This is a genomic window from Luteibacter sp. 621 (assembly GCF_050435445.1).
Taxonomy (GTDB): domain Bacteria; phylum Pseudomonadota; class Gammaproteobacteria; order Xanthomonadales; family Rhodanobacteraceae; genus Luteibacter.
On record NZ_JBNDKI010000003.1, the window covers coordinates 142,587 to 162,628 of the forward strand.

Here is a 20,042-nt window from a genome sequence, read left to right on the forward strand (position 1 = left end):
CTCACAACCCATGTCCACCGCTTCACCTAACGTAAGCCAAACCCTGCCAACGCGGAGCCCATCACCACCATGAAACCCGTAACACGCTACCGCCTGGCAGCCATCCTCCTGCTCTCCACGCCAGCCTGGGCCCACGCGCAAATCGCCAACCCCTACGCCAAACCGGCCGCCGCACCGTCCGCTCCCCAGGACAAAGGAACCAAGATGGATGACCTCAAGTCGTTTGCGACGGGTGGCGCCAAGATCCTCGAATCCACCAAGGGCGACCTCACCGGTGATGGACGCCAGGGCGCGGTGCTGATCATCGATCCGCCGGGTGGCGAGAACGCGACGCTCGGCGAAGGTCCGGCACGTGACGTGGTGCTGGTCGTGCCCGACGCCACCGGCCGCCTGCAGAAGGCCGCGTCAAACCTACGAATCGTCCCATGCGCAACCTGCGGCGGCGTGGCCGGCGATCCCTATGGCTACACCAAGGTCACCAAGGGCCAGTTCACCATCGTCAACGGCGGCGGCAGCCGTGAGCGCTGGTCCGATGAATACACCTTCACGTGGTCGGCCGCCCGCAAGGACTGGCTGGCCAGCCACGTGGTGCGTAAGGTCTCCGATAGCGAAACCGGCAAAGAAAAAAACGTGGATCTCTCGGCGAAGGACCTGGGCGATGTGTCGTTCAAGGATTTCGACCCGAGCCACCTCCCGGAGGCCACCCTGCCCTGATCGCATCCGTTCCACCACCGCCACGGTTGGCGGTGCTCGTGCCCAAGGCTGGGCAGCCCGGTAAGTCAAACAGGAGCTTTACATGGCGATTGATCGTGAAACACAGGTCCTCACCGACGCGTACGCCGCCGGTATCCGGGACCCGAAAGAACTGGCCAACTTCATGGCCCAGGTCACCCATGAATCCAATGGGTTGAACCGGCTCGAAGAGAGCTTTCGCTACACCCGCAACATCCAGCAGATTCCCGTGCAATCGGCGTGGCGTGAAGGCGCCGAGCCGCTTGAAGCGGCGCGCAAGGAAGCCCTGCAGGGCAAGCCTGAAAAGCTCGCCGAACTCATGTACGGCGGCCGCAACGGCAACGACGAGCCGGGCGATGGCTGGACGTACCACGGCCGCGGCTATATCCAGCTCACCGGCAAGGACAACTACGCCGCCGCGGGCAAGGCGCTCGACCTGGATCTGGTCAAGCACCCCGAACTCGCCGCCGATCCGCAGAACGCCTCCAAGATCGCGACCTGGTACTGGGAGAACCGCGTACCCGAAGCCGCGCGCGATGACGTCAAGGCCGCGACCAAGGCCGTCAACGGCAAGTACAACGGCCTGGAAGACCGCGAACAGCGCTTCGCCGACTGGCAGAAACGCCTCACTCCGGAAGTGATGGACCGCCTCGCCAGTGGCCAGGTCGGCCAGACCGCCCCCACGCACACCACCCCGCCCACCGAGCGTGCGCTCAAGGACGGCATGAATGGCGAGGACGTGCGCAAGCTCCAGGCCGACCTCGCCCGCCTCGGCTACAAGGATGCCCACGGCCGCGAACTGCACACCGATGGCAAGTTCGGCCCGGGCACCAAGGCTGCCCTCGAATCGTTCCAGCGCGACCACAAGCTCGATGCCGATGGCGTGGCCGGAGCGAAAACCCGCGAAGCCATCGCCGCACAGAAGCACGTCGATAACCAGAAGATCGACAAGGCCGCCCTGACCAACCCGGCCAACCCCGACAACGCGATGTTCGAACAAGCGCGCAAAGGCGTGCACGCCATCGACACCGCCATGAACCGCACCCCCGACCAGGCCAGCGCCAACCTCTCCGCCGCCATCGCCGCACAAGCGAAGAAGGACGGCCTGAGCCAGATCGACCACGTCGTCCTCAGCGACGACGGCAGCAAGGCCTACGCCGTACAGGGCGACCTAAACTCACCGCTGAAGAAGTTGGCCGAGGTGCAGACGGCCCAGGCGGTGAATACGCCGGTGGAGCAGAGTGCGGCGTCGATGGCAGCCACCACGCGTGCCCAGCCGGAGCCGGCCCAGCAGCAACAGCAACAGACGCAGCAGCCCGGCAGGTAGCCGAGCCGACCCCATGAGCCGCTTCCCTACCTTCACGGAATCCTTCATGAGCCGACTCGTCAACCATCGCGCTATCGCGTGCGCCGTCCTGCTTGCCGCCGTCCCAGCAGCGCAGGCCGCTTCGGCGCCCAGCATGTGCCACCGCGGCGATGAGGCCATGATGTCCTGCCCCCTGGCCAAGGGCGGCAAGACCGTCTCGATGTGCGCCAAAGCTGATAAGACGTTCTATTACGCCTACGGCAAGGCTGGCGTGAAACCTGACATGGTCTGGCCCACCGATGACGCGCCGTCGACCGGCCTCACCTTCACGCATCTCATGTACGCAGGTGCCACGGGTGGCAATGCATTCGCGTTTTCGAACGACGGCTCCAAGTACGTCGTCTATGCCATCTCCGGCACGGGGTTCGAAGATGGCGGCGTCATCGTGAGGAAAGACGGCCAGAAAAAGCCGGTCAAAGAGTCTGGCTGCGCTGATGGGTCGAAAACGGAGTCCGACAAATCCGAGCTTTACGACGCCGCCAGGGCCCTGCCTGAAGATCCGGACATCGCGGCTCATGGGCTGCCGAGAGGCTAATGGGGGTTGCCAATGAATCTTCGTACTTCACATGAGGGACGCAACATGCACCAATCGATGGCCCGACGCGCGGCGATCGTGGTTGCTATGTCTATCACCCTGTTCTGCGCAATCACCGCGCGAGCAGCTACCTCAGCTCAGGCGGCATCCACTGGCGCACGCCTCGCGAAAATAGCACCGGGCTCGACGACGTCCTGCAAGGTTGGCAAGGGCGGCAACATCGATTGCCTGGTTGATAGCGTGCAGACCAGTGTTTCGGAATGCGCCGGCGACTACGCATGGGGCCAGGTCAGTGAAAAGGATGGCGTGACCCTGGAATCCGCGTTCGACAAGGCCAACGCGAAGCCCACGGCACACCTGGCCAGCCGCCAGTTCGTGTGTGTGGCGGCCACCGCAGGCAACCACCAGCTGCCCGATCGCTTCTACGTCATCGCCTTCCCGGTGAAGAACGTACCCGGTTGCAAGGAGAACGAACTGTGCCAGGAACGCCCGCAGGCGTGGGTAGGCACGAAGCCCGCCGACCCGTGCCAATGGGTCGGCAAGGAGGGTGATTTCACGGGCGCATGCGCCGCAGGATGGGTGAGCCCTGACAGCATCGAAGTTTTCTCGATGGGTCTGCAGTAATCACAGGAACGCACAGGACTTACACATGAGCCGAACACTCCCCGGCACGCCAGGCGTCGCCCTTCTCCCACTCGCGTTCACGGTGCTCCTGGCCGCTTGCCAGTCACCGGAAGCGCCGACGCCTTCCGCCGCACCAGCACCAGTACCTGCGGCGCCGACTACCGCGGCGGGCGCGCTTGCGAATCCGGCGGCCACGAACGCGGCCGGCGCCTGCCCCGCCTCTACATTCGACGGTTTTCTCCCAGCCTTCATGGACGACGTCTCGGTACAGAAGCGCTACGCCGCCGATCCGCTAGAAAGCGACACGATCGATCCGAACGCCGAGCCCGAACCGGCGCCGGTGAAGAAAATGCTGACGAAGGCGCAGGTCACGTTCCCCGTGATGCCTGACTCGGCTCGCCAGAAAAAGGATGGCCTGGTGTTGAAGCAATCGCCAGAGGGCGATGGCGGCTTTGCAGTCGAACTCGCGAAGCCGGATACGGATTACCAGATGACGTTTCACTTCCGTTCGGCCGAAGGCTGCTGGCAGCTTTATCGGACCGAGGATGATTCACTCTGACCAGGAGTTACACGCATGTCGTACCAGGAAGTCATGAACACCATGCTGCCCCACCAGCAGCACACCGCCGCGCACATCACCGGCCATTACGGTGAAGTCCGCGCCAAGGGTCCGCACGGCGGATCGGATTTCAACTATGCAGGCGGCCAATCCGGCGTCAACCTTGAACACCCGGGCATCCACTCCCCCATCAGCGGCGAAGTTACCTTCGTAGGCGGCCAGTACGGCACGATCAAGATCCGCGATGCCGATGGCAATAGCCACGAGATCCTGCACACCCAGTCGCAGTCCGTAAAGGTGGGGCAGCACATCGAGGTGGGCGACGAGATCGGCCACATGGGCGGGCGCGGGCCAAAGGGCTCACAGCAGTACGCCCAGCACGTCCACTATCAGATGAAGGATGCACACGGCCACGCCGTGAACCCGGAAGAGTTCTGGCGCAACCGTTCGCCGGGCCAGCCGGGCCACGCCCAGTCTGCGCATGCCACGGCGCATGCCCCGACGGCGCACACCGCGATGCGCCAGGGCGACAAGAACGACAACGTGAAGAGCATTCAGGAGCAGCTCAATCAGCTTGGCTACCGCGACGAGCGCGGCCACAGCCTCAAGGCTGACGGCGATTTCGGTGGGCACACCAAAGCGGCGGTCGAGAACTTCCAGCGTTCTCACGGGCTTGAGGTCGACGGCGTCGTCGGCAAGAAGACGCGCGACGCTATCCATGCCCAGCAGAAGACCGGCCCGCACCTCGACTCCGACGCCCACCCCGACCACGCCCTATTCCGCCAGACCCAGGCCGCCGTGCACAAGCTCGATGCCCAGCAGGGCCGTGCGCCCGACCACATCAGCGATCGCCTTTCCGCGGCCGCCACCGTTGCCGCTCGCAAAGAGGGTATGACCGGCGTGGACTCCGCCGTGCTGAACCAGGATGGCAGCAAGGTCTATGTGGTGCAGGGTGAGATGAACTCCCCCTTCAAGCAGCTGGCCGAAGTGAACACGCAGCAGGCGATCAACACCACGATCGAGCAGAGCTCGGTGCAGTGGAAGCAGATCGCCGATCAGCAGGCCGCCACCCAGGCCACGCAACAGACGCAACACCAGCAAGCCCCGGCCCCGCAGCAGCCTGCACCCACGCAGGGCCACTGAGCGCGCGGTTCGCCGCGCATCCGTTCGTCAACCAGGAGCTACCCATGGCAAATGAACTTGCTAAACCCGCCCGGCGCGCCGGAAGGAGGAAGACGTGAACCCGACCCGATGGCGACGACATGTCGCTACCGCATCCCTGTTCCTTGCCCTGCCCTTTTCCGCTACCGGTGCCACCATGAACAAGCCTGACATCAAGCTCAACCCGAATCCGCGCATGCGCTACGAATTCACCGTGAAGGTGGATGGCGCCCCGGGCCCGTTCGATCGCATCGAAGGCGTGGTGGATTACCGCGTCGCCAACGAAGCCTGCGTGCCTCTTACCCCGGTGGTGGGCGCCACGGTCGCACCCGAGAAGCGCGTGCCGATCACGCTGCAGCCGGCCGGCAATGGCCTGTACAAGGGCGAGATCTTCGCCGACCTGCTCCAGGACGAAGATTATTTCGGTAAGGGCGTGTGCCACTGGTCGGTGGTGGCCGCCAGCGCCAACCTGTTCGTGAAGCAGGTCGACTTCAGCGCGCCGCTGTTCAAGGACGAGCTGTTCAAAGGCAAACCGGTCACCCGCTGGTACTCCAACCGGTCCTACGCCACCACGCAGATGGAGCGCGTGGACACCGGCGAAGAGAACCGCGCCCAGTACCAGGATGAAGCCAGCGCGACGTTCTCCGTGACCGTCCATGCCGAGGAGATGCATCCGTGACGCTCTCCTCCACTGACTACGCCTTACTCGCCCAGGACGCATACCAGGACCCCGTCCTCAACAAGCCCAAGATCCTCGGCGGGGTGACCTACGAGGCCATCGATGCCGCGAACGACCCCGTCACCGGTTTCCAGGCGACGGCCTACCGGCGCACGGATACCGGGGAAGTCGTCATCGCGTACCGCGGTACGGAATTCGATCGCGAACCCGTGCAGGACGGCGGCGTGGATGCGGGCATGGTGCTGGCCGGTATCAACATCCAGGCTCCGGAATCCGAACTGTTTACCGCACGCGTCATGGAGAAGGCCAAGCTGGATGCCGACCTCCACCATCGCCCGCTGCAGGTGACCGTCACCGGCCACTCCCTCGGCGGCACCCTCGCCGAAATCAACGCCGCCAAGTACGGCCTGCACGGCGAGACCTTCAACGCCTATGGCGCGGCCAGCCTCAAGGGCATCCCGGAAGGCGGTAACACTGTCATCGACCATGTGCGCGCCGGCGATCTCGTCAGCGCGGCCAGCCCGCACTTTGGCGAGGTCCGCACGTACGCGGCCCAGCAGGATATCGATACCCTGCAGAAGGCCGGCTACCGCGATGACAGCGGGATCCTGAGCCTGCGCAACCCGATCAAGGCCACGGATTTCGATGCGCACGCCATCGATAACTTCGTGCCCAACAGCAAGCTGCTCGGCCAGTCGATCATCTCGCCCGAGAACATGGCGCGTTACGACGCCCACAAGGGCATGGTCGATCGCTACCGCGATGACGTGGCCGATATCCGCAAGGGCATTTCCGCGCCGTGGGAAATCCCCAAGGCCATCGGCGACCTGAAAGACAAGCTGGAGCACGAAGCGTTCGAACTCGCCGGCAAGGGTATCCTCGCCGTGGAGCACGGCATCGAGAACGTCGTGCACGAGGCGAAGGAAGGCTTCGAACACCTCAAGGAGGGCTTTGAGCACGTCAAGGAAGAAATCAGCGAGGGCATCCACGCCGTGGAGGAGAAAGCCTCCAGTGCGTGGCATACCCTCACCCATCCCAAGGAATGGTTCGAGCACGATAAGCCCAAGGTGACGCTGGACCACCCGGACCACCCCGACCATGCCCTGTTCAAGCAGGCGCAGGGCGCCGTGCACACGCTCGATGCCTCGCACGGCCGCACCCCCGACAAGACCAGCGACCAGATCGCCGGCTCGCTGGTCGTATCGGCGCGCCGTGACGGCCTCGAGCGGGTAGACCGCGCCGTTCTTAGCGATGACGCAAACCGCCTGTACGGTGTGCAGGGCGCGGTGGACTCGCCGCTGAAGCAGGTCACCGAAGTGAACACCGCCACCGCCGCGCAGACATCGCTCCAGCAGAGCAGCGTGGCCTGGCAGCAACAAGCAGAGATCGCGCGACAGAACCAGGCGACAAGCCAGGCTCAGCGCATGGACCAGCAGGTGCCCCCGCAGGCACCCGCGCACGGCATGTAATTCATACGGACAAGAGACAGATGAGTAAAACCAAGGGGTATTGGGCAGCCGGTTTGTTCGTGGCTGCTTTGTTGATAGGCGAGGTATTCGCGGGCTGGCTGACGCTGCTGTTCCTGGGGCTGAAAGATGTCGCCCTTGGCTTCACCACCTACTTCGCCTACGTGCGGGTGCTGGATGTGCCGCAGTACGGCCCCTTCGCATGGAAGATCAAGGCAGCCGGTGCCGTTGGCTTCGGCGTGCCCCTGCTCTGCTGGCTCGTCGTGCTGGTCGTGCTGCTCAGGAAGAAGAAGCAGACCATGCACGGCGACGCCCGTTTCGCCCGTTCGGGCGATCTGCGCAAGCAGAAGATGCTGGACCCCGCGCCCAATGGCGTGCTCGTTGGCCGCTTCAAGGGCGACCTGGTCCGCCTGCCCGGCCAGCAGTTCGTGATCCTGGCTGCGCCTACCCGCTCCGGCAAGGGTGTGGGCGTGGTGATCCCGAACCTGCTGGATTACCAGGAATCCGTGGTGGTCCTGGACATCAAGCAGGAAAACTTCGACCTGACCAGCGGCTGGCGCAAGGAACAGGGCCAGGAGATCTACCTGTTCAACCCGTTTGCGGAAGACCGCCGTACGCACCGCTGGAACCCGCTGAGCTACGTCTCGAAGGATCCGGCCTTCCGCGTGTCTGACCTGATGAGCATCGCCTCGATGCTCTACCCCGACGGCTCTGACGACCAGAAGTTCTGGGTAAGCCAGGCGCGTAACGCCTTCATGGCCTTCTCGCTGTACCTGTGCGAGAAGTGGGACCACGACGAGAAGAACGGCCTGCCCACGGTGCTGCGTGACAAGCCGACGCTGGGCATGATCTACCGTCTTTCGTCGGGCGACGGTACCGACCTGCGCGAGCTCTACGGCGCCATGTCGCAGAAGCCGTTCCTGAGCAGCAACGCCAAGTCCGCTTTTGCCAACATGCTCTCGCAGGCGGCGGAGACCTTCGCTTCGATCCTGGGCACCTTCAAGGAACCGCTCAATGCCTGGATCAACCCCGTGCTGGATGCGGCTACCAGCGAGGACGACTTCCTGCTCACCGACGTGCGCAAGAAGAAGATGACCGTGTACATCGGCATCCAGCCCAACAAGCTGGCCGAAAGCCGCCTCATCGTGAACCTGTTCTTCAGCCAGCTCATCAACCTCAATACGAAGGAGCTGCCGCAGAACAATCCGGAGCTGAAACACCAGTGCCTGCTGCTGATGGACGAGTTCACCTCGATCGGCAAGGTAGAGATCATCGCCTCGGCGGTCTCGTACATGGCCGGCTACAACATCCGCCTGCTGCCCATCATCCAGAGCATGGCCCAGCTCGATGCGGTGTACGGCAAGGATGTGTCACGCACGCTCATTACCAACCACGCCCTGCAGATCGTCTACGCCCCGCGCGAACAGCAGGATGCCAACGACTACTCCGAAATGCTCGGCTACACCACGGTGACGAAGAAGAACGTCACTAAGAGCAAGGGCGGCGACACCCACAGCAAGACCGAGGAGAAGCGTGCGCTCATGCTCCCGCAGGAACTCAAGGCCATGGGCACCGACAAGGAAGTGTTCTTCTACGAAGGCATCCCGCACCCGGTGATGTGCGAGAAGATCAAGTACTACCAGGATAAGTACTTTACGTCGCGGTTGCTTAAGAGGGCTGAGATTCCGAAGCTGGCGGTGTGACGGAAGAAATGCAGGTAGTCCGAATGAATATGCGTGTAGAGAACGATCCGTTGATGAGAAGTCGTTCCGCATGGCTACTCCTTCTGGGTTCGTGCGTCGTGCTCTCCGCATGCGGGAGCCGCGACGACAATCCAGAGGTGTCGACCAACCCGACTCCTCGCCAGTTCGATGTCTCCATCGCCGTCGATGACGCGCCCGGCCCGTTCGATTCCGTGACGGCAATCGCCTACTACGACGTCGAAAACATCGACTGCGCACCGACGCAACCCATCTCGGGAGCCCAGCTTGGGCCACGCAAGAGCCTTCCCGTCGAGGCCCGCCATGCGAGCGGGAATCGATATGAAGCAACGATGCTGGTCAATCCCTTTGTGGACCAGAACTATTACGGCAAGGGTATCTGCCACTGGCGCGTCGTCGCGCTCTCGGTGAAGGGAACGCGGCTCAAGCGCAGCTTTTCCGCCATGTTTCCCGGAGACCAGTTGCGGGATAACGGATCGTTTGTCACGTACTTTCCAAAGCAATCGTATATCGATGCCGCAACACCCATGAATGTTCCGGGCGTACATAATTTGAACCGTTTCGCGACGCCCGGCGACGCATTTTCGATCAACATAAGCGCCAAGGAGGCACATGAATGAACCAGGAGACAAATACTTACGCCATGCTCTCGTCGGAGGCGTATCGCACCCACCTCGATGACGAGCCCATTCATGTCGGGGATCGCTACTTCAAGATCATCAATAGCGGCATGGATCCCGTGACGGGATTTTCCGCTACGACGTTTCAGGACATAGCCTCCGACGATATCGTCATCGCGTTTCGCGGCACGGACGACGTTCTCGACGGCCTCGCGGACGTTGGCATGGTCGCAGCCCGGGCGAACATCCAGGCTGCCGAGTCCGAGGTGTATACGCGCATGACGATCGCTTCGCGAGATCGCGAATATGCGTCGTATCCGAACAAGCCAGAGATTGCCGTAACGGGCCATTCCCTGGGCGGCGGCTTGGCGCAGCTTAACGCCGAGCGATTCGGGTTACACGGCGAAACCTTCAATCCGTACGGTATCGTCGGACTACGGCAGCACGATAAGCAAGGTGGCGACCAGGTCATCAATCATGTCCGCGCAACCGACCTCGTCAGCGCGTCCAGCCAGCACTTTGGATCCGTTCGAGTGTATGCGACCTCGGCAGACATCGCGGCTCTAAAAGCTGCTGGATATGACCATTCAACGCACCCTGGCCTGGCGCAAACCCTGGGCAGTTTGGAGCTTGGCGCCCATTACGTGAAGAATTTTGAGAATTCCCCGGCGAGCCCCACCATCGTGAATGACGTAACGGCCCAGAGGTACCTCGACAACAAGTCGATGGTCGATAGCTTCAGGGCCGACATGTTGAATCAACGCACGCTCTTGACATCCCAGCTCGATCAACCCGCGCTCATCGGCCCCAGGATCTTGCACGGCCCTGCCGAAGCTGTCGCGACCACCGCGGCTGGCCAAGGCCTGTTTGTTGCTGCGCAAGCAGCCCACGACGTTAAGGCGCTTCGAGATGGCGCCCATCACGTCGCAGATGCCGCCCGGTCGGCTATGCGGCACGTATCCGATACGTTCTCCGATCCGCGCATGGCGAGTGCCCTTGGATCAGCCACGTACGGCGCCCCCACCGCAAGCCGTCCAGACAACGATGCCGACCTTCGCCGTGCCGACCACGAGGGACATGCCATGTATACACAGGCGTATCGGGGCGTCGAGAGCGTCGACAAAGACTTGGGCCGAAAGCCTGACGCCAATACCGAGAAGCTAGCTGGCGCCATCGCTGTCGCTGGTGCCCGCGACGGTCTCCTGCGAATCGACCACGTCATCCTCAACGGCGACGGTAGCAAGGCCTTCGGTGTGCAGGGCGAGCTGAATTCGCCGTTCAAGCAGATCGTCCAGGTGGATACCGCGCAGGCCATCAAAACGCCGCTTGAGCAGTCGTCGCAGCAGTGGCACGGCGCCGTCGCGGCACACCAGCAAGAGATGGCGCAGCGGGCGGCGAGGAACCAGGAACAGGCCCAAACGCAGGTTCAGACACAAGCGGCCATCCGTCCTCACGGGCCCTGACACCAAAGAAGGGGCGACTCTATGCCGCCCCTCCCCTGGTTCTGACCGCGCAGAAACTTGCCACCGCAACGTCTTTGGCGGCTTTCTAGCGCGTGATGCGAGCTTCGAGGATAGCCGCGCGCTGCGCGATCTCTCGAAGGTCACACTGGATTGAATCGAGCATCGATCCTGTGCCACCCGATTTATCCGGAGCACAGTCCTTGTCGCGAGCTTCGACCCAGGCTCGTTCTTCATCCCGAAGTTTCGTTCGCTGCGCGTCCGTCATCGCCTTGCGCAGTTTTTGGTACGCCGCGCTCAGTCGATTGTCCTGAAAATCGTGTTCTGTACCGATGCAGCCGTTAAGAGCAGCCGTGACGCCTCCAGATGCCTTGACGCAAGCATAGAAGGCTGGGCGGAAGAGCTTGGCGTCCTGGGTACTGACACCGCTTGCGGCATGGAACTTAACATCCTTGCACTGCAAGTCCTTGGGAACATTGCCGCCCTTCGCCTTGCGGCCAAGGACTACGTACTTGTCGAACTCGCCTTCGGCCGGCGTACCGTAGGTGCGGTACCAAGCGAGCTTGTTGCCTTCGCGGGTCAGGTAACCCGCGACATCGCTGTAGGCCGGGCAGGCAGGGTAGCCGCTCTCGGCCGAGTCCTCGGCGCAAAAGCGGACAAACACCTTGCCATCACGCGATTCGCCCTTGAACTGGCCCTGGCTGCCGGAGTTCCGCGTGCCATCGGTCCAGGTGCCTTCCACCCGTGGCGAGGTCTTCTGCACGTTAATCTCCGCGTCGTGACCGAAGTTGCAATCGCTGCGGTAGGCCCACTCCCCGGCCAGTGAAGCTAGGCCCCCGCCGGCATCGGTTTTCGTGGAGCCCGTCAGGCGCTTCTCGAGTTCATCGGCACGGAAGCTGGTCTGCGTGGTCGTGCATTCGTTCTTGACCACGGTGCCGGCCGATACCCTGCACGACGTGTCGCGCCCAACGAGCCACTGGCGCTCTTCATCGCGCAGGTCCTTGCGGCCGGCGTCATCGAGCGATCGGGAAAGTTTCTTGTATGCGGCGTTGAGGCGCACATCGGCGGCATCGTAGGCGGCGTTCGCTTCCTGCGGTGCGGGCGCCGCCGCAACGGCGTGGGCAAGTGCCAGAGCGGTGAAACCGATTAGCCAGCTGTAACCTTCAGCTGCCTTCGTGCTCTTAAGTATGTGCATTGGAACTCCGGAGGTTCGCGAGCCTTCGCATTCGATGCAAACAACCATTCGGTTGAGTAGTTGCATCATCCTGAACGTCAGACATCTTCCCGTGCTACTTGGGTACGTCAAACATCTTATCGTTGAAACAAGCAACCCCTTCATCGCGGCGGCGACAATGGCGAAATCCAAGCAAGAAATCTCTTGCCAAGCTTAGGTTTGTTCTATTGACGCCGCGGACGGTAACCTTGGTGATACCCGTTCAGGAAATGCGCAACTACTCGCGCAGCCACCGCGCCGAATCGAACGTCAGCAGATGCTCGCGATCAAAGGCAAGACCAGCTGCTTCTGATCGTTAACAACCGACTCGGGCAGAGCAAATTCAGAATAAGGTAGATGGCCGGTCAAGCCCCCTCCCGGCAAAATGCGAATGCTGCACTGGTCGGCGCAATATCCGGTGTTTTCGTCCGTGATACGGAATATTCGCCCGCCCGTTTCAATCCACACATATTGGCTGCTAAAACTCAACGAACCACCAACATTTGGCCACGCTCCTGAGTCGATGCACCAAGCATCGCTTGTCTCATTGCGTAGCTGCACCTCGATACGCCTCTTGTCGGCTTGATCGATGACTATCACGGAGTGCGAGAGATCAAGTTCACGAATCGATTTCACTGACGAACAAGCACTCAACAAGGATGCAAAGATGACGACGATGGCGCAATATAAGTAGTGCATTTCTCGAGAATTCCGTTAAGAGATTCGGATCTTTTACACACGCCGCAGGCGAGGCGTCACGACTTACCCAGGCAGTCCACCACCTCGTTGCCCTTGACGTAGATACTGTAGAAGCTACGCATTGATGAATGTCGATAGCAGTCGACAACAATGGCTGCACGACAACTGTCTGGAAAGAACACCACCGTATCATCCAACGCGGCAGCGACTTTAAGCAGTCCGGCAAGCGAGATGGAAGCGCTCCGGTGAAGGCCGAGGTGTGTGTTCCCTTGAATGCCAATCAAGCCTTCATGCGATGTCATACATCGTTCAAGGCGTTCTAACGCGATCAACGCTGCCTCTTCATCAACGTTGAGCAAGGCCCAGTCGCTAGCTTGCTCCATCGTCGGAGCTGAGAACACGACCGGCGGCTTTACGTTCGTATCGAAGCTATCCAGGGGCACGTCGTAGCCAGTCGCCTCGCGAAACTTCCCGGCAATCGACTCCCCATATAGCGCCCGACTATTCACATCATTTCTGTTATCTGCAAGCTGGGATCGACGCGCTTTAAGTCGTTCGATTTTCGCCACAGACCATTCCCTGCCCGACTTAAACATGCCTGTAGTCCCCGTTGGATGCAGCACGATGCAGCGCCCGCCTGGCGGTTGCCGGTGAGTGAACAAAAAATTGCAAAGCCCCTCGCGCGAAAATGACGATGTGCGGCGCCCGCCCCGCTAAACGGGAGCGGCAGGGCCTGTACGAACGGGAGCTGGGGCCGTGGAGATATCAACGGCGGGCGCGCTTCGGTACGTCGAAACATTCCATTCCTCCCCTGGCCTGCCCTTAGCACTCGGCAGTGGCGAGCGACGTTACGCAAGATCTTGCGACACGGTCAATGGGTGGCACTGCACGGCCAATGCGCATTTTCGGCGACCTGAGGCGCTTGACGAACTGTCGAGACCGGCGCATTGTTTGGTTAACCAACCAATACCTGATTCGATGCCCATGGACGACAAACGCCAGCAGATCATCGAAGCCGCCCTGACCGAGCTCCGCGAAGCCGGCTTCGCGGCGTTCTCCCAAACCAAGGTCGCCAAGCGGGCCGGGCTGCGCCAGAGCCATCTGACCTACTACTACCCCACCCGGGCCGACCTGGTCGTGGCCGTGGCCGAAACGGCCATGACCCAGCAGCTCGCCGCCGTGGAGGCCTTGCTGGCCGGTACGCCACCGGCCAAGGCGCCGGCCCAGCTCGCAACCTTGCTGGGGCGCAAAGAGAACACCCGCATTCTCATGGCGCTGGTGCAAGGCGCCGATGAGGAGCCGCGCCTCCAGCCCCTGTTCACCGAGTTTGCCCGGCAGATGCGCGAGCGTGCCGCGGGCCTGCTCGGCGGTGCCAAGCCCGGGAAAGCGCCGGGTACCGATGCCTACCTCCTTCACGCCCTCTGCGTGGGCCTGGCGGTGTTGGGCCTCGCACTGGATCACGGCGAAGACGGCCAAACGCATCGACTGGATGTCCTCAAGAGCGCCATGAAAAACCTTGGCAGCACAAACGGCTAACACCGACGCCCTCACCCGCCCGTTGGCGATCCAACGGAAGAGCATCCCATGAGCATCCCTCGCGTTTCCGGCACCGAACCCGGCCAGCGCCAACTCAACGGCCCGCAGACCACGGGCCGTGCCTATCGCAACCTGTCCCAGCCCGTGCACGGGATGGTCGACGAGTTCGATGTGCGCGTGCGTATGCGCGACGGCACCGACCTGCTCGCCGACGTGTACCGCGCCGCTGAGCCGGGCCGCTATCCGGTGCTGGTGGCTGCCTCGCCCTATCCGCGACAAATCCAGAACCTGGGCGCCCCCTTGGGCTTCATTGAATCCGGGGCGACTGATTTCTTCGTTCCGCGCGGTTACGTACATGTCATCGCCAACTGCCGCGGCACCAGTGGTTCCGGCGGTACGTTTGGTTTCTTCGACGGCCAGGAACGTCGCGACATGCACGACCTGATTGAATGGGCGGGCGTGCAGCCATGGTCAAACGGCAACGTGGGCATGGTCGGCATCAGCTACTTCGCCGGCACGCAGATGGAAGCCGCGGTGGAACAGCCACCCCACCTGAAGGCGATCATGCCGCTGGCCGGCACGTTCGATCTGTACGAATCGGCTACCCACCATGGTCTTTTCAGCAGTGGTTTCGTCACGCCTTTTCTCGCGATGATCGGCATGACCTCTGCACGTAGCAACAAGCTATGGCGCGGCAAGGTTCTCGATACTGTGCGCCGCGTGTTGCTCAGGCCCGCCATCCACAATAAGCTCGAACACTTCAATGGTGAAGCTGCCATTGCCGGCCTGAAAGTCCTGCTGAAGCTGCACCATGATCCACACCCATGGGATGACCTGTGGCGCGCGATCGCGGCGGAACATCCCACGCGCGATGCGTGGTGGGACGATCGCAACCTGCTGCCACTGCTGGATCGTGTCAGCGTGCCCGTGTATCTGGGCTGCGATTGGCAGAACGTGCCACTGCACCTGCCGCACACGTTCACCGCCCTGGCCGGCCTGAAAAACAGCCCGCATGTCCAAGTGGCGATGCTAGGTGAACACGGGCTCGCGTGGCCGTGGGAAAGCCTGCATATCGAAGCACTGGCGTGGTTCGATCATTGGTTGAAGGATCAGGACACCGGCATCATGGAAGGCCCACGCTTCCGCTACGTAGTGCCGCAAGCGGAGGGTTGGCGCACGACCGATACCTGGCCGCTGCCCGAGGCAACGTACGAGGCGTTCGCGTTGCGCACCGATGGGCAACTGGCGCTCGATGAAGGCCCATCAGGCACGCGCAACTACATGAACCTCGGCAGCGGCACGTTCCGTGCCCGCGCCAGCGAAGCCGACCCACCGGGCATGCTTACCTGGGACACGCCGCCACTGGCGAGCGCGTACGAAATCACCGGCCCGATCGAACTACAGCTCGATATCGCCATTACGGCACCTGACACTGCGTTTATCGCGGTGCTTCAAGACGTCGATCCGACGGGGAAGGCCATTGATGTGACCGCAGGCTATCTTCGCGCTGGCCTGCGCGCCGTCGATGAAGCAGCCAGCTCCACCGGAGCTCCGATGTTGCCGTGCGATCGCTACGAAGCCGTACCGATGGGTGCAATCGTGCACTATCGCCTGCCGCTGGTCCCCAATGCGCGCCTCTTCGCGAAAGGCCACCGCATCCGCCTGGTACTCACCTCCGATGACCAGGGCAAGGACAAGCCTGCGCCGCTGGTGTTCCGGCATGCCAGCATTGGGACGAGTTCGGTGAATACGGTTTATTCGTCGTCTCGGCTTTTGCTGCCGGTGTTGGCTCAGTCGTAGCAGCCATACGATTTTTTCCTGCTTGACACGAGGCTAGACCAGGAGCGATAACCTCATCGCCGTTGGATGAAATCCACGGTGTTGTGCCTGTGAGCCTGAGGCTCCAGGTGCCCGCGCGTCCTGGTACCAGGCAACGGGAACTCTCCTTTTTTTCCTTTGGAGTTCCTATGAATAAGTCATCGCGACTGCGTACGCGCGCATTCCATGCCCAGCACGGCAACTGCTGCTACTGCGGCCATCGGATGTGGCTTGAGTCCCCCAGCGAAATCAATCCACAACGTCCCAAGAGGCGATACCTGGCCGCGTTTCGCTGTACCGCCGAGCATCTAGTTGCGAAGAAAGACGGGGGCAAAACGAACAACGCGAACATTGCAGCCGCCTGCCATAGCTGTAACAAGAGCCGGCACGCCCGAAAACATCCGGTGTCTGCAGACGTGTACAAGCGATTCGTTCGACGACGCATCGACAAGGGAAGATGGCACCCTAACTTGGCGGGAACTGCACCGAAAGGCAGGCCATGTCGCGCACGCCACGGGCGCTCACATTAGGTGCCGACGACGGTTCAAGCAGATGCACGCAGGTGCGTCAGAAGGAAGCTCGCCTCAATGAGGAAGTCAGGAATGCGTGCCATGACTTGAATCGCACTCTCTTCATCTCCACAGCTACTCGCCACACATCGCATGTGGCGAAATTGACGCTATGCCGACCAGCCGTTGAGCAGAAGCCCGCGTTCATTCCCGATGCGGATCAATTCCTGAAACGTCATCCGGTCGTATTCGGCCGGGTCGTCTGAGCTGTTCTCAAGAAACCGCTTCAGCAACTTGTGGCTGAGCTCATAGGTAAATTTAAATCGCTGAATGAGGCCATCGCGGACTTGATCGTCCGTGATGGCCTTCTCGTAGCGTTCCAATCCTTCCCTTAGCCGGCTCACCACTCGGTCGAGCGGTGTCACGTCAAGGGTGCCGCAGGTCGCGTCTGTCGCCAACGTGACATCCGGATCCGGGTGCCGGGTGTCCGGCAAAGCGGGCAATGGCGGGCATGCAATCTTCACGGGGGTTATCATAGCGGCCCTGCGCACCGCACCCAAGGTGCCGCCCACTGCAACATCTCGGAAAATCATGGCTTTAGCAGAAGACATCGCCTCGGCGGCGGGGCATACGCCGTTCATGCGCCAGTACCTGGCGGCCAAGGCGGAACACCCGGATATCCTGCTGTTTTTCCGGATGGGTGACTTCTACGAGCTGTTCTATGACGACGCCCGCAAGGCGGCGCGGCTGCTCGATATCACGCTGACCCAGCGCGGCCAGTCGGCCGGTGCGCCCATTCCCATGGCCGGCGTGCCTTACCACGCGGTGGAAGGCTATCTGGCGCGCCTGGTGAAGCTGGGCGAATCGGTCGCACTGTGCGAGCAGATCGGCGATCCTGCCACCTCCAAGGGGCCGGTGAAGCGCGAAGTCGTGCGCATCGTCACCCCGGGCACGGTGACCGACGCCGCGCTGATGGAAGAGCGCCGCGACAACCTGCTGCTTTCCATTGCCGCCGGCCCCAAGGGCTACGGCATGGCCTGGGTGGATCTCTCCACCGGCCGTTTCCTGCTCACCGAAACGAACAGCGCCGAAGGCCTCGCGGCGGAACTCGCGCGGCTACAGCCGGCGGAAACGCTCGTCAGCGAAGACGTCGCCTGGCCCAAGCTGGTCAGCACCCTGCCCGGCCTGCGCAAGCGCCAGCCCTGGCACTTCGATGGCGATGCCGCCACGCGCGAGCTGTGCCGCTTCTTCAAGACCCGCGACCTGCGCGGCTTCGGCGTGGATGGCCTGCCGCTGGCCGTCGCCGCCGCCGGTTGCCTGCTTGGTTACGTCGAAGAGACCCAGAAGAGCGCGCTGCCGCACCTCACCGGCATGGCCGTGGAGAACGCGGCCGAAACCATCGCCATGGATGCCGCCACGCGGCGCAACCTGGAGATCGATACCCACCAGAGCGGCAACGTGGAGAACACGCTGCTCGGCGTGCTCGACGAGACGGTGACGCCGATGGGCGCCCGCCTGCTGCGCCGCTGGCTGAACCGCCCGCTGCGCGATCGCACGCTGCTGCGCGGCCGCCACCAGGCGATCGGCGCGCTGATCGATGCGCGCCGCCACGGCACGCTGCGCGAGAAACTGCGCGGCGTGGGCGACCTGGAACGCATCCTGGCCCGCGTCGCGCTGCGCTCGGCGCGCCCGCGCGACCTTTCCACGCTGCGCGATGGCCTGGCCGCCGCGCCGCGCCTTCGCGAAGAAATCGAGGGCGTCGACAGCCCACTGCTGCACGACCTCGTGCAGCGCATCGGCGACCACGCCGATACGGCCGCCCTGCTCGCCCGCGCCATCATCGAGCAGCCGCCCGTGCTGCTCCGCGATGGTGGCGTGCTGGCCGATGGCTACGACGCCGAGCTCGACGAACTGCGCCGCCTTTCCACCAATGCCGACCAGTTCCTGGTCGACATGGAAGAGCGCGAAAAAGCCACCAGCGGTATCCCGACCCTCAAGGTCGGCTACAACCGCGTACACGGCTACTACATCGAGATCACCAAGGCGCAGGCTGAGAAGGCGCCCACGCACTACACCCGCCGGCAGACCACCAAGAACGCTGAGCGCTACATCACCGAAGAGCTGAAGCAGTTCGAAGACAAGGTGCTCTCGGCAAAGGAACGCTCGCTCATGCGCGAGCGTGCCCTGTACGAGCTGCTGCTCGACAAGCTGATCGAACAGCTGCCCACGCTGAAGATCGCCGCCTCGGCCATGGCCGAGCTCGATGTGCTGGCAAACCTCGCCGAGCGCGCGGAAACGCTCGACTGGGCGCAACCGGTGCTCACCGATGTGCCGGGCATCCAGATCGAGCGCGGCCGCCACCCGGTGGTGGAAAAGGTGCGCGATGAGCCGTTCGAGCCGAATGACATCAACCTCGATACATCGCGGCGCATGCTGATGATTACCGGCCCGAACATGGGCGGTAAATCGACCTACATGCGCCAGAACGCGCTGATCGTACTGCTCGCGCATGTGGGCAGCTACGTGCCCGCATCGGCAGTCACCATCGGTCCCATCGATCGCATCTTCACCCGCATCGGCTCGGGCGATGATCTGTCGCGCGGCCAGTCCACCTTCATGGTGGAGATGAGTGAAACGGCAAACATCCTCCACAACGCCACCGAATGCAGCCTGGTGCTGATGGATGAAGTGGGCCGCGGCACCAGCACGTACGATGGCCTGTCGCTTGCCCGCGCGGCGGCTGTGCACCTGGCCGCCACCAGCTGTGCCTTCACCCTGTTCGCCACGCACTACTTCGAGCTCACCGAACTGGCCGCGGAATACCCGACCATCGCGAACGTGCACCTGGATGCCGTGGAATACGGCGAACAGCTGGTCTTCATGCACACGGTGAAAGATGGCCCGGCCAACCGCAGCTTTGGCCTGCAGGTTGCCGCACTGGCCGGCCTTCCGAAGACGGTGATCGCCGACGCGCGCCGTTACCTCTCCGCGCTGGAACAGGGCCACGAAGTCACCACCGCCGTCGCCGCCCCCGCTACGCCCGCGCCGCAGATGGGCCTGTTCGCCCCGCCGCTACCCTCGCCGGTGGAAGAAGCGCTGCGTGCGGTGGACCCGGACGATCTCAGCCCGCGTGAGGCGCTGGAGCAGCTCTACAAGCTGAAGAAGATGCTGCGCTGATACAGGCCTGCCGGCATAGCACTCTGTAGGAGCGCGCTTGCGCGCGATGGGGGGGCTTGCCGCTGGCCCCATCGCGCGCACGCGCGCTCCTACAGGGGGTGTTCGTCGATAGATTCGTTCTATCGAAACGATCCGAACAATCGAATTCCCCTTGGCGACGGGCGATC

The 20,042-nt window shown here is 62.5% G+C and carries 19 protein-coding genes; 15 read left to right on the forward strand and 4 right to left on the reverse strand.

What is annotated here, in order from left to right; translation table 11 throughout:
- The first annotated feature begins 69 nt into the window (after positions 1–69).
- The 11 genes from ABIE56_RS05120 (at position 70) to ABIE56_RS05170 (ending at position 10,926) form a co-directional block, all read left to right on the forward strand.
- Positions 70–714 carry a hypothetical protein gene (locus tag ABIE56_RS05120; RefSeq protein ID WP_429242753.1) on the forward strand — a complete coding sequence of 215 codons (645 nt, stop codon included), beginning with the start codon at positions 70–72 and terminating at the stop codon, positions 712–714.
- An 82-nt stretch (positions 715–796) separates the two neighbouring features.
- Complete coding sequence (locus ABIE56_RS05125; RefSeq protein ID WP_429242754.1) at positions 797–2,059, forward strand: XVIPCD domain-containing protein; 1,263 nt, start codon at positions 797–799, stop codon at positions 2,057–2,059.
- 46 nt (positions 2,060–2,105) lie between these two features.
- The gene (locus ABIE56_RS05130) at positions 2,106–2,633 is read left to right on the forward strand and encodes a hypothetical protein (protein WP_429242755.1); all 528 of its coding nucleotides are present in this window, start codon (positions 2,106–2,108) and stop codon (positions 2,631–2,633) included.
- 87 nt (positions 2,634–2,720) lie between these two features.
- On the forward strand, positions 2,721–3,257 hold the full coding sequence (locus ABIE56_RS05135) for a hypothetical protein (protein WP_429242756.1): 537 nt from the start codon (positions 2,721–2,723) through the stop codon (positions 3,255–3,257).
- A 25-nt stretch (positions 3,258–3,282) separates the two neighbouring features.
- Positions 3,283–3,816 carry a hypothetical protein gene (locus ABIE56_RS05140; protein ID WP_429242757.1) on the forward strand — a complete coding sequence of 178 codons (534 nt, stop codon included), beginning with the start codon at positions 3,283–3,285 and terminating at the stop codon, positions 3,814–3,816.
- A 15-nt stretch (positions 3,817–3,831) separates the two neighbouring features.
- Positions 3,832–4,959 (forward strand): XVIPCD domain-containing protein, encoded by a 1,128-nt coding sequence (locus ABIE56_RS05145; protein ID WP_429242758.1) that lies wholly within the window; start codon positions 3,832–3,834, stop codon positions 4,957–4,959.
- Between the two features lie 94 nt (positions 4,960–5,053).
- Positions 5,054–5,656, forward strand: a complete 603-nt coding sequence (locus ABIE56_RS05150; protein WP_429242759.1) for a hypothetical protein — start codon at positions 5,054–5,056, stop codon at positions 5,654–5,656.
- Complete coding sequence (locus tag ABIE56_RS05155) at positions 5,653–7,125, forward strand: XVIPCD domain-containing protein (RefSeq protein WP_429242760.1); 1,473 nt, start codon at positions 5,653–5,655, stop codon at positions 7,123–7,125. Before ABIE56_RS05150 ends, ABIE56_RS05155 begins: the two co-directional genes overlap by 4 nt.
- Before the next feature lie 20 nt (positions 7,126–7,145).
- A complete protein-coding gene (locus ABIE56_RS05160; RefSeq protein WP_429242761.1) occupies positions 7,146–8,825 on the forward strand; it encodes a type IV secretory system conjugative DNA transfer family protein in 1,680 nt (559 codons plus the stop codon).
- A gap of 23 nt (positions 8,826–8,848) precedes the next feature.
- On the forward strand, positions 8,849–9,463 hold the full coding sequence (locus tag ABIE56_RS05165) for a hypothetical protein (RefSeq protein WP_429242762.1): 615 nt from the start codon (positions 8,849–8,851) through the stop codon (positions 9,461–9,463).
- Positions 9,460–10,926 carry an XVIPCD domain-containing protein gene (locus ABIE56_RS05170; protein WP_429242763.1) on the forward strand — a complete coding sequence of 489 codons (1,467 nt, stop codon included), beginning with the start codon at positions 9,460–9,462 and terminating at the stop codon, positions 10,924–10,926. Before ABIE56_RS05165 ends, ABIE56_RS05170 begins: the two co-directional genes overlap by 4 nt.
- A gap of 85 nt (positions 10,927–11,011) precedes the next feature.
- Here ABIE56_RS05170 and ABIE56_RS05175 read toward each other — a convergent pair whose 3' ends face one another.
- From ABIE56_RS05175 to ABIE56_RS05185, 3 genes are all read right to left on the reverse strand, one after another.
- Positions 11,012–12,289, reverse strand: a complete 1,278-nt coding sequence (locus ABIE56_RS05175; RefSeq protein WP_429242764.1) for a lysozyme inhibitor LprI family protein — start codon at positions 12,287–12,289, stop codon at positions 11,012–11,014.
- A gap of 117 nt (positions 12,290–12,406) precedes the next feature.
- Positions 12,407–12,835, reverse strand: a complete 429-nt coding sequence (locus ABIE56_RS05180) for a hypothetical protein (protein ID WP_429242765.1) — start codon at positions 12,833–12,835, stop codon at positions 12,407–12,409.
- Between the two features lie 56 nt (positions 12,836–12,891).
- Complete coding sequence (locus ABIE56_RS05185; RefSeq protein ID WP_429242766.1) at positions 12,892–13,404, reverse strand: hypothetical protein; 513 nt, start codon at positions 13,402–13,404, stop codon at positions 12,892–12,894.
- A gap of 415 nt (positions 13,405–13,819) precedes the next feature.
- On the opposite strand from ABIE56_RS05185, the gene ABIE56_RS05190 reads away from it, so the two are divergent.
- The 3 genes from ABIE56_RS05190 to ABIE56_RS05200 all read left to right on the forward strand — a co-directional run bounded on the left by ABIE56_RS05190 (position 13,820) and on the right by ABIE56_RS05200 (position 16,719).
- Positions 13,820–14,371 (forward strand): TetR/AcrR family transcriptional regulator, encoded by a 552-nt coding sequence (locus ABIE56_RS05190; RefSeq protein ID WP_429242767.1) that lies wholly within the window; start codon positions 13,820–13,822, stop codon positions 14,369–14,371.
- A 48-nt stretch (positions 14,372–14,419) separates the two neighbouring features.
- Positions 14,420–16,171, forward strand: coding sequence for a CocE/NonD family hydrolase (locus ABIE56_RS05195; protein WP_429242768.1), 1,752 nt, complete (start codon positions 14,420–14,422; stop codon positions 16,169–16,171).
- A gap of 242 nt (positions 16,172–16,413) precedes the next feature.
- Positions 16,414–16,719, forward strand: a complete 306-nt coding sequence (locus tag ABIE56_RS05200; protein ID WP_429242943.1) for an HNH endonuclease — start codon at positions 16,414–16,416, stop codon at positions 16,717–16,719.
- Between the two features lie 149 nt (positions 16,720–16,868).
- On the opposite strand, the gene ABIE56_RS05205 is transcribed toward ABIE56_RS05200, so the two are convergent.
- Entirely contained in the window at positions 16,869–17,339 is a 471-nt protein-coding gene (locus ABIE56_RS05205; RefSeq protein WP_429242769.1) for a nucleotidyltransferase substrate binding protein, read from the reverse strand.
- Between ABIE56_RS05205 and mutS the strand changes: the two genes are divergently transcribed.
- Complete coding sequence (mutS, locus tag ABIE56_RS05210) at positions 17,290–19,875, forward strand: DNA mismatch repair protein MutS (protein ID WP_429242770.1); 2,586 nt, start codon at positions 17,290–17,292, stop codon at positions 19,873–19,875. The genes ABIE56_RS05205 and mutS overlap by 50 nt on opposite strands.
- Positions 19,876–20,042 lie beyond the last annotated feature (167 nt).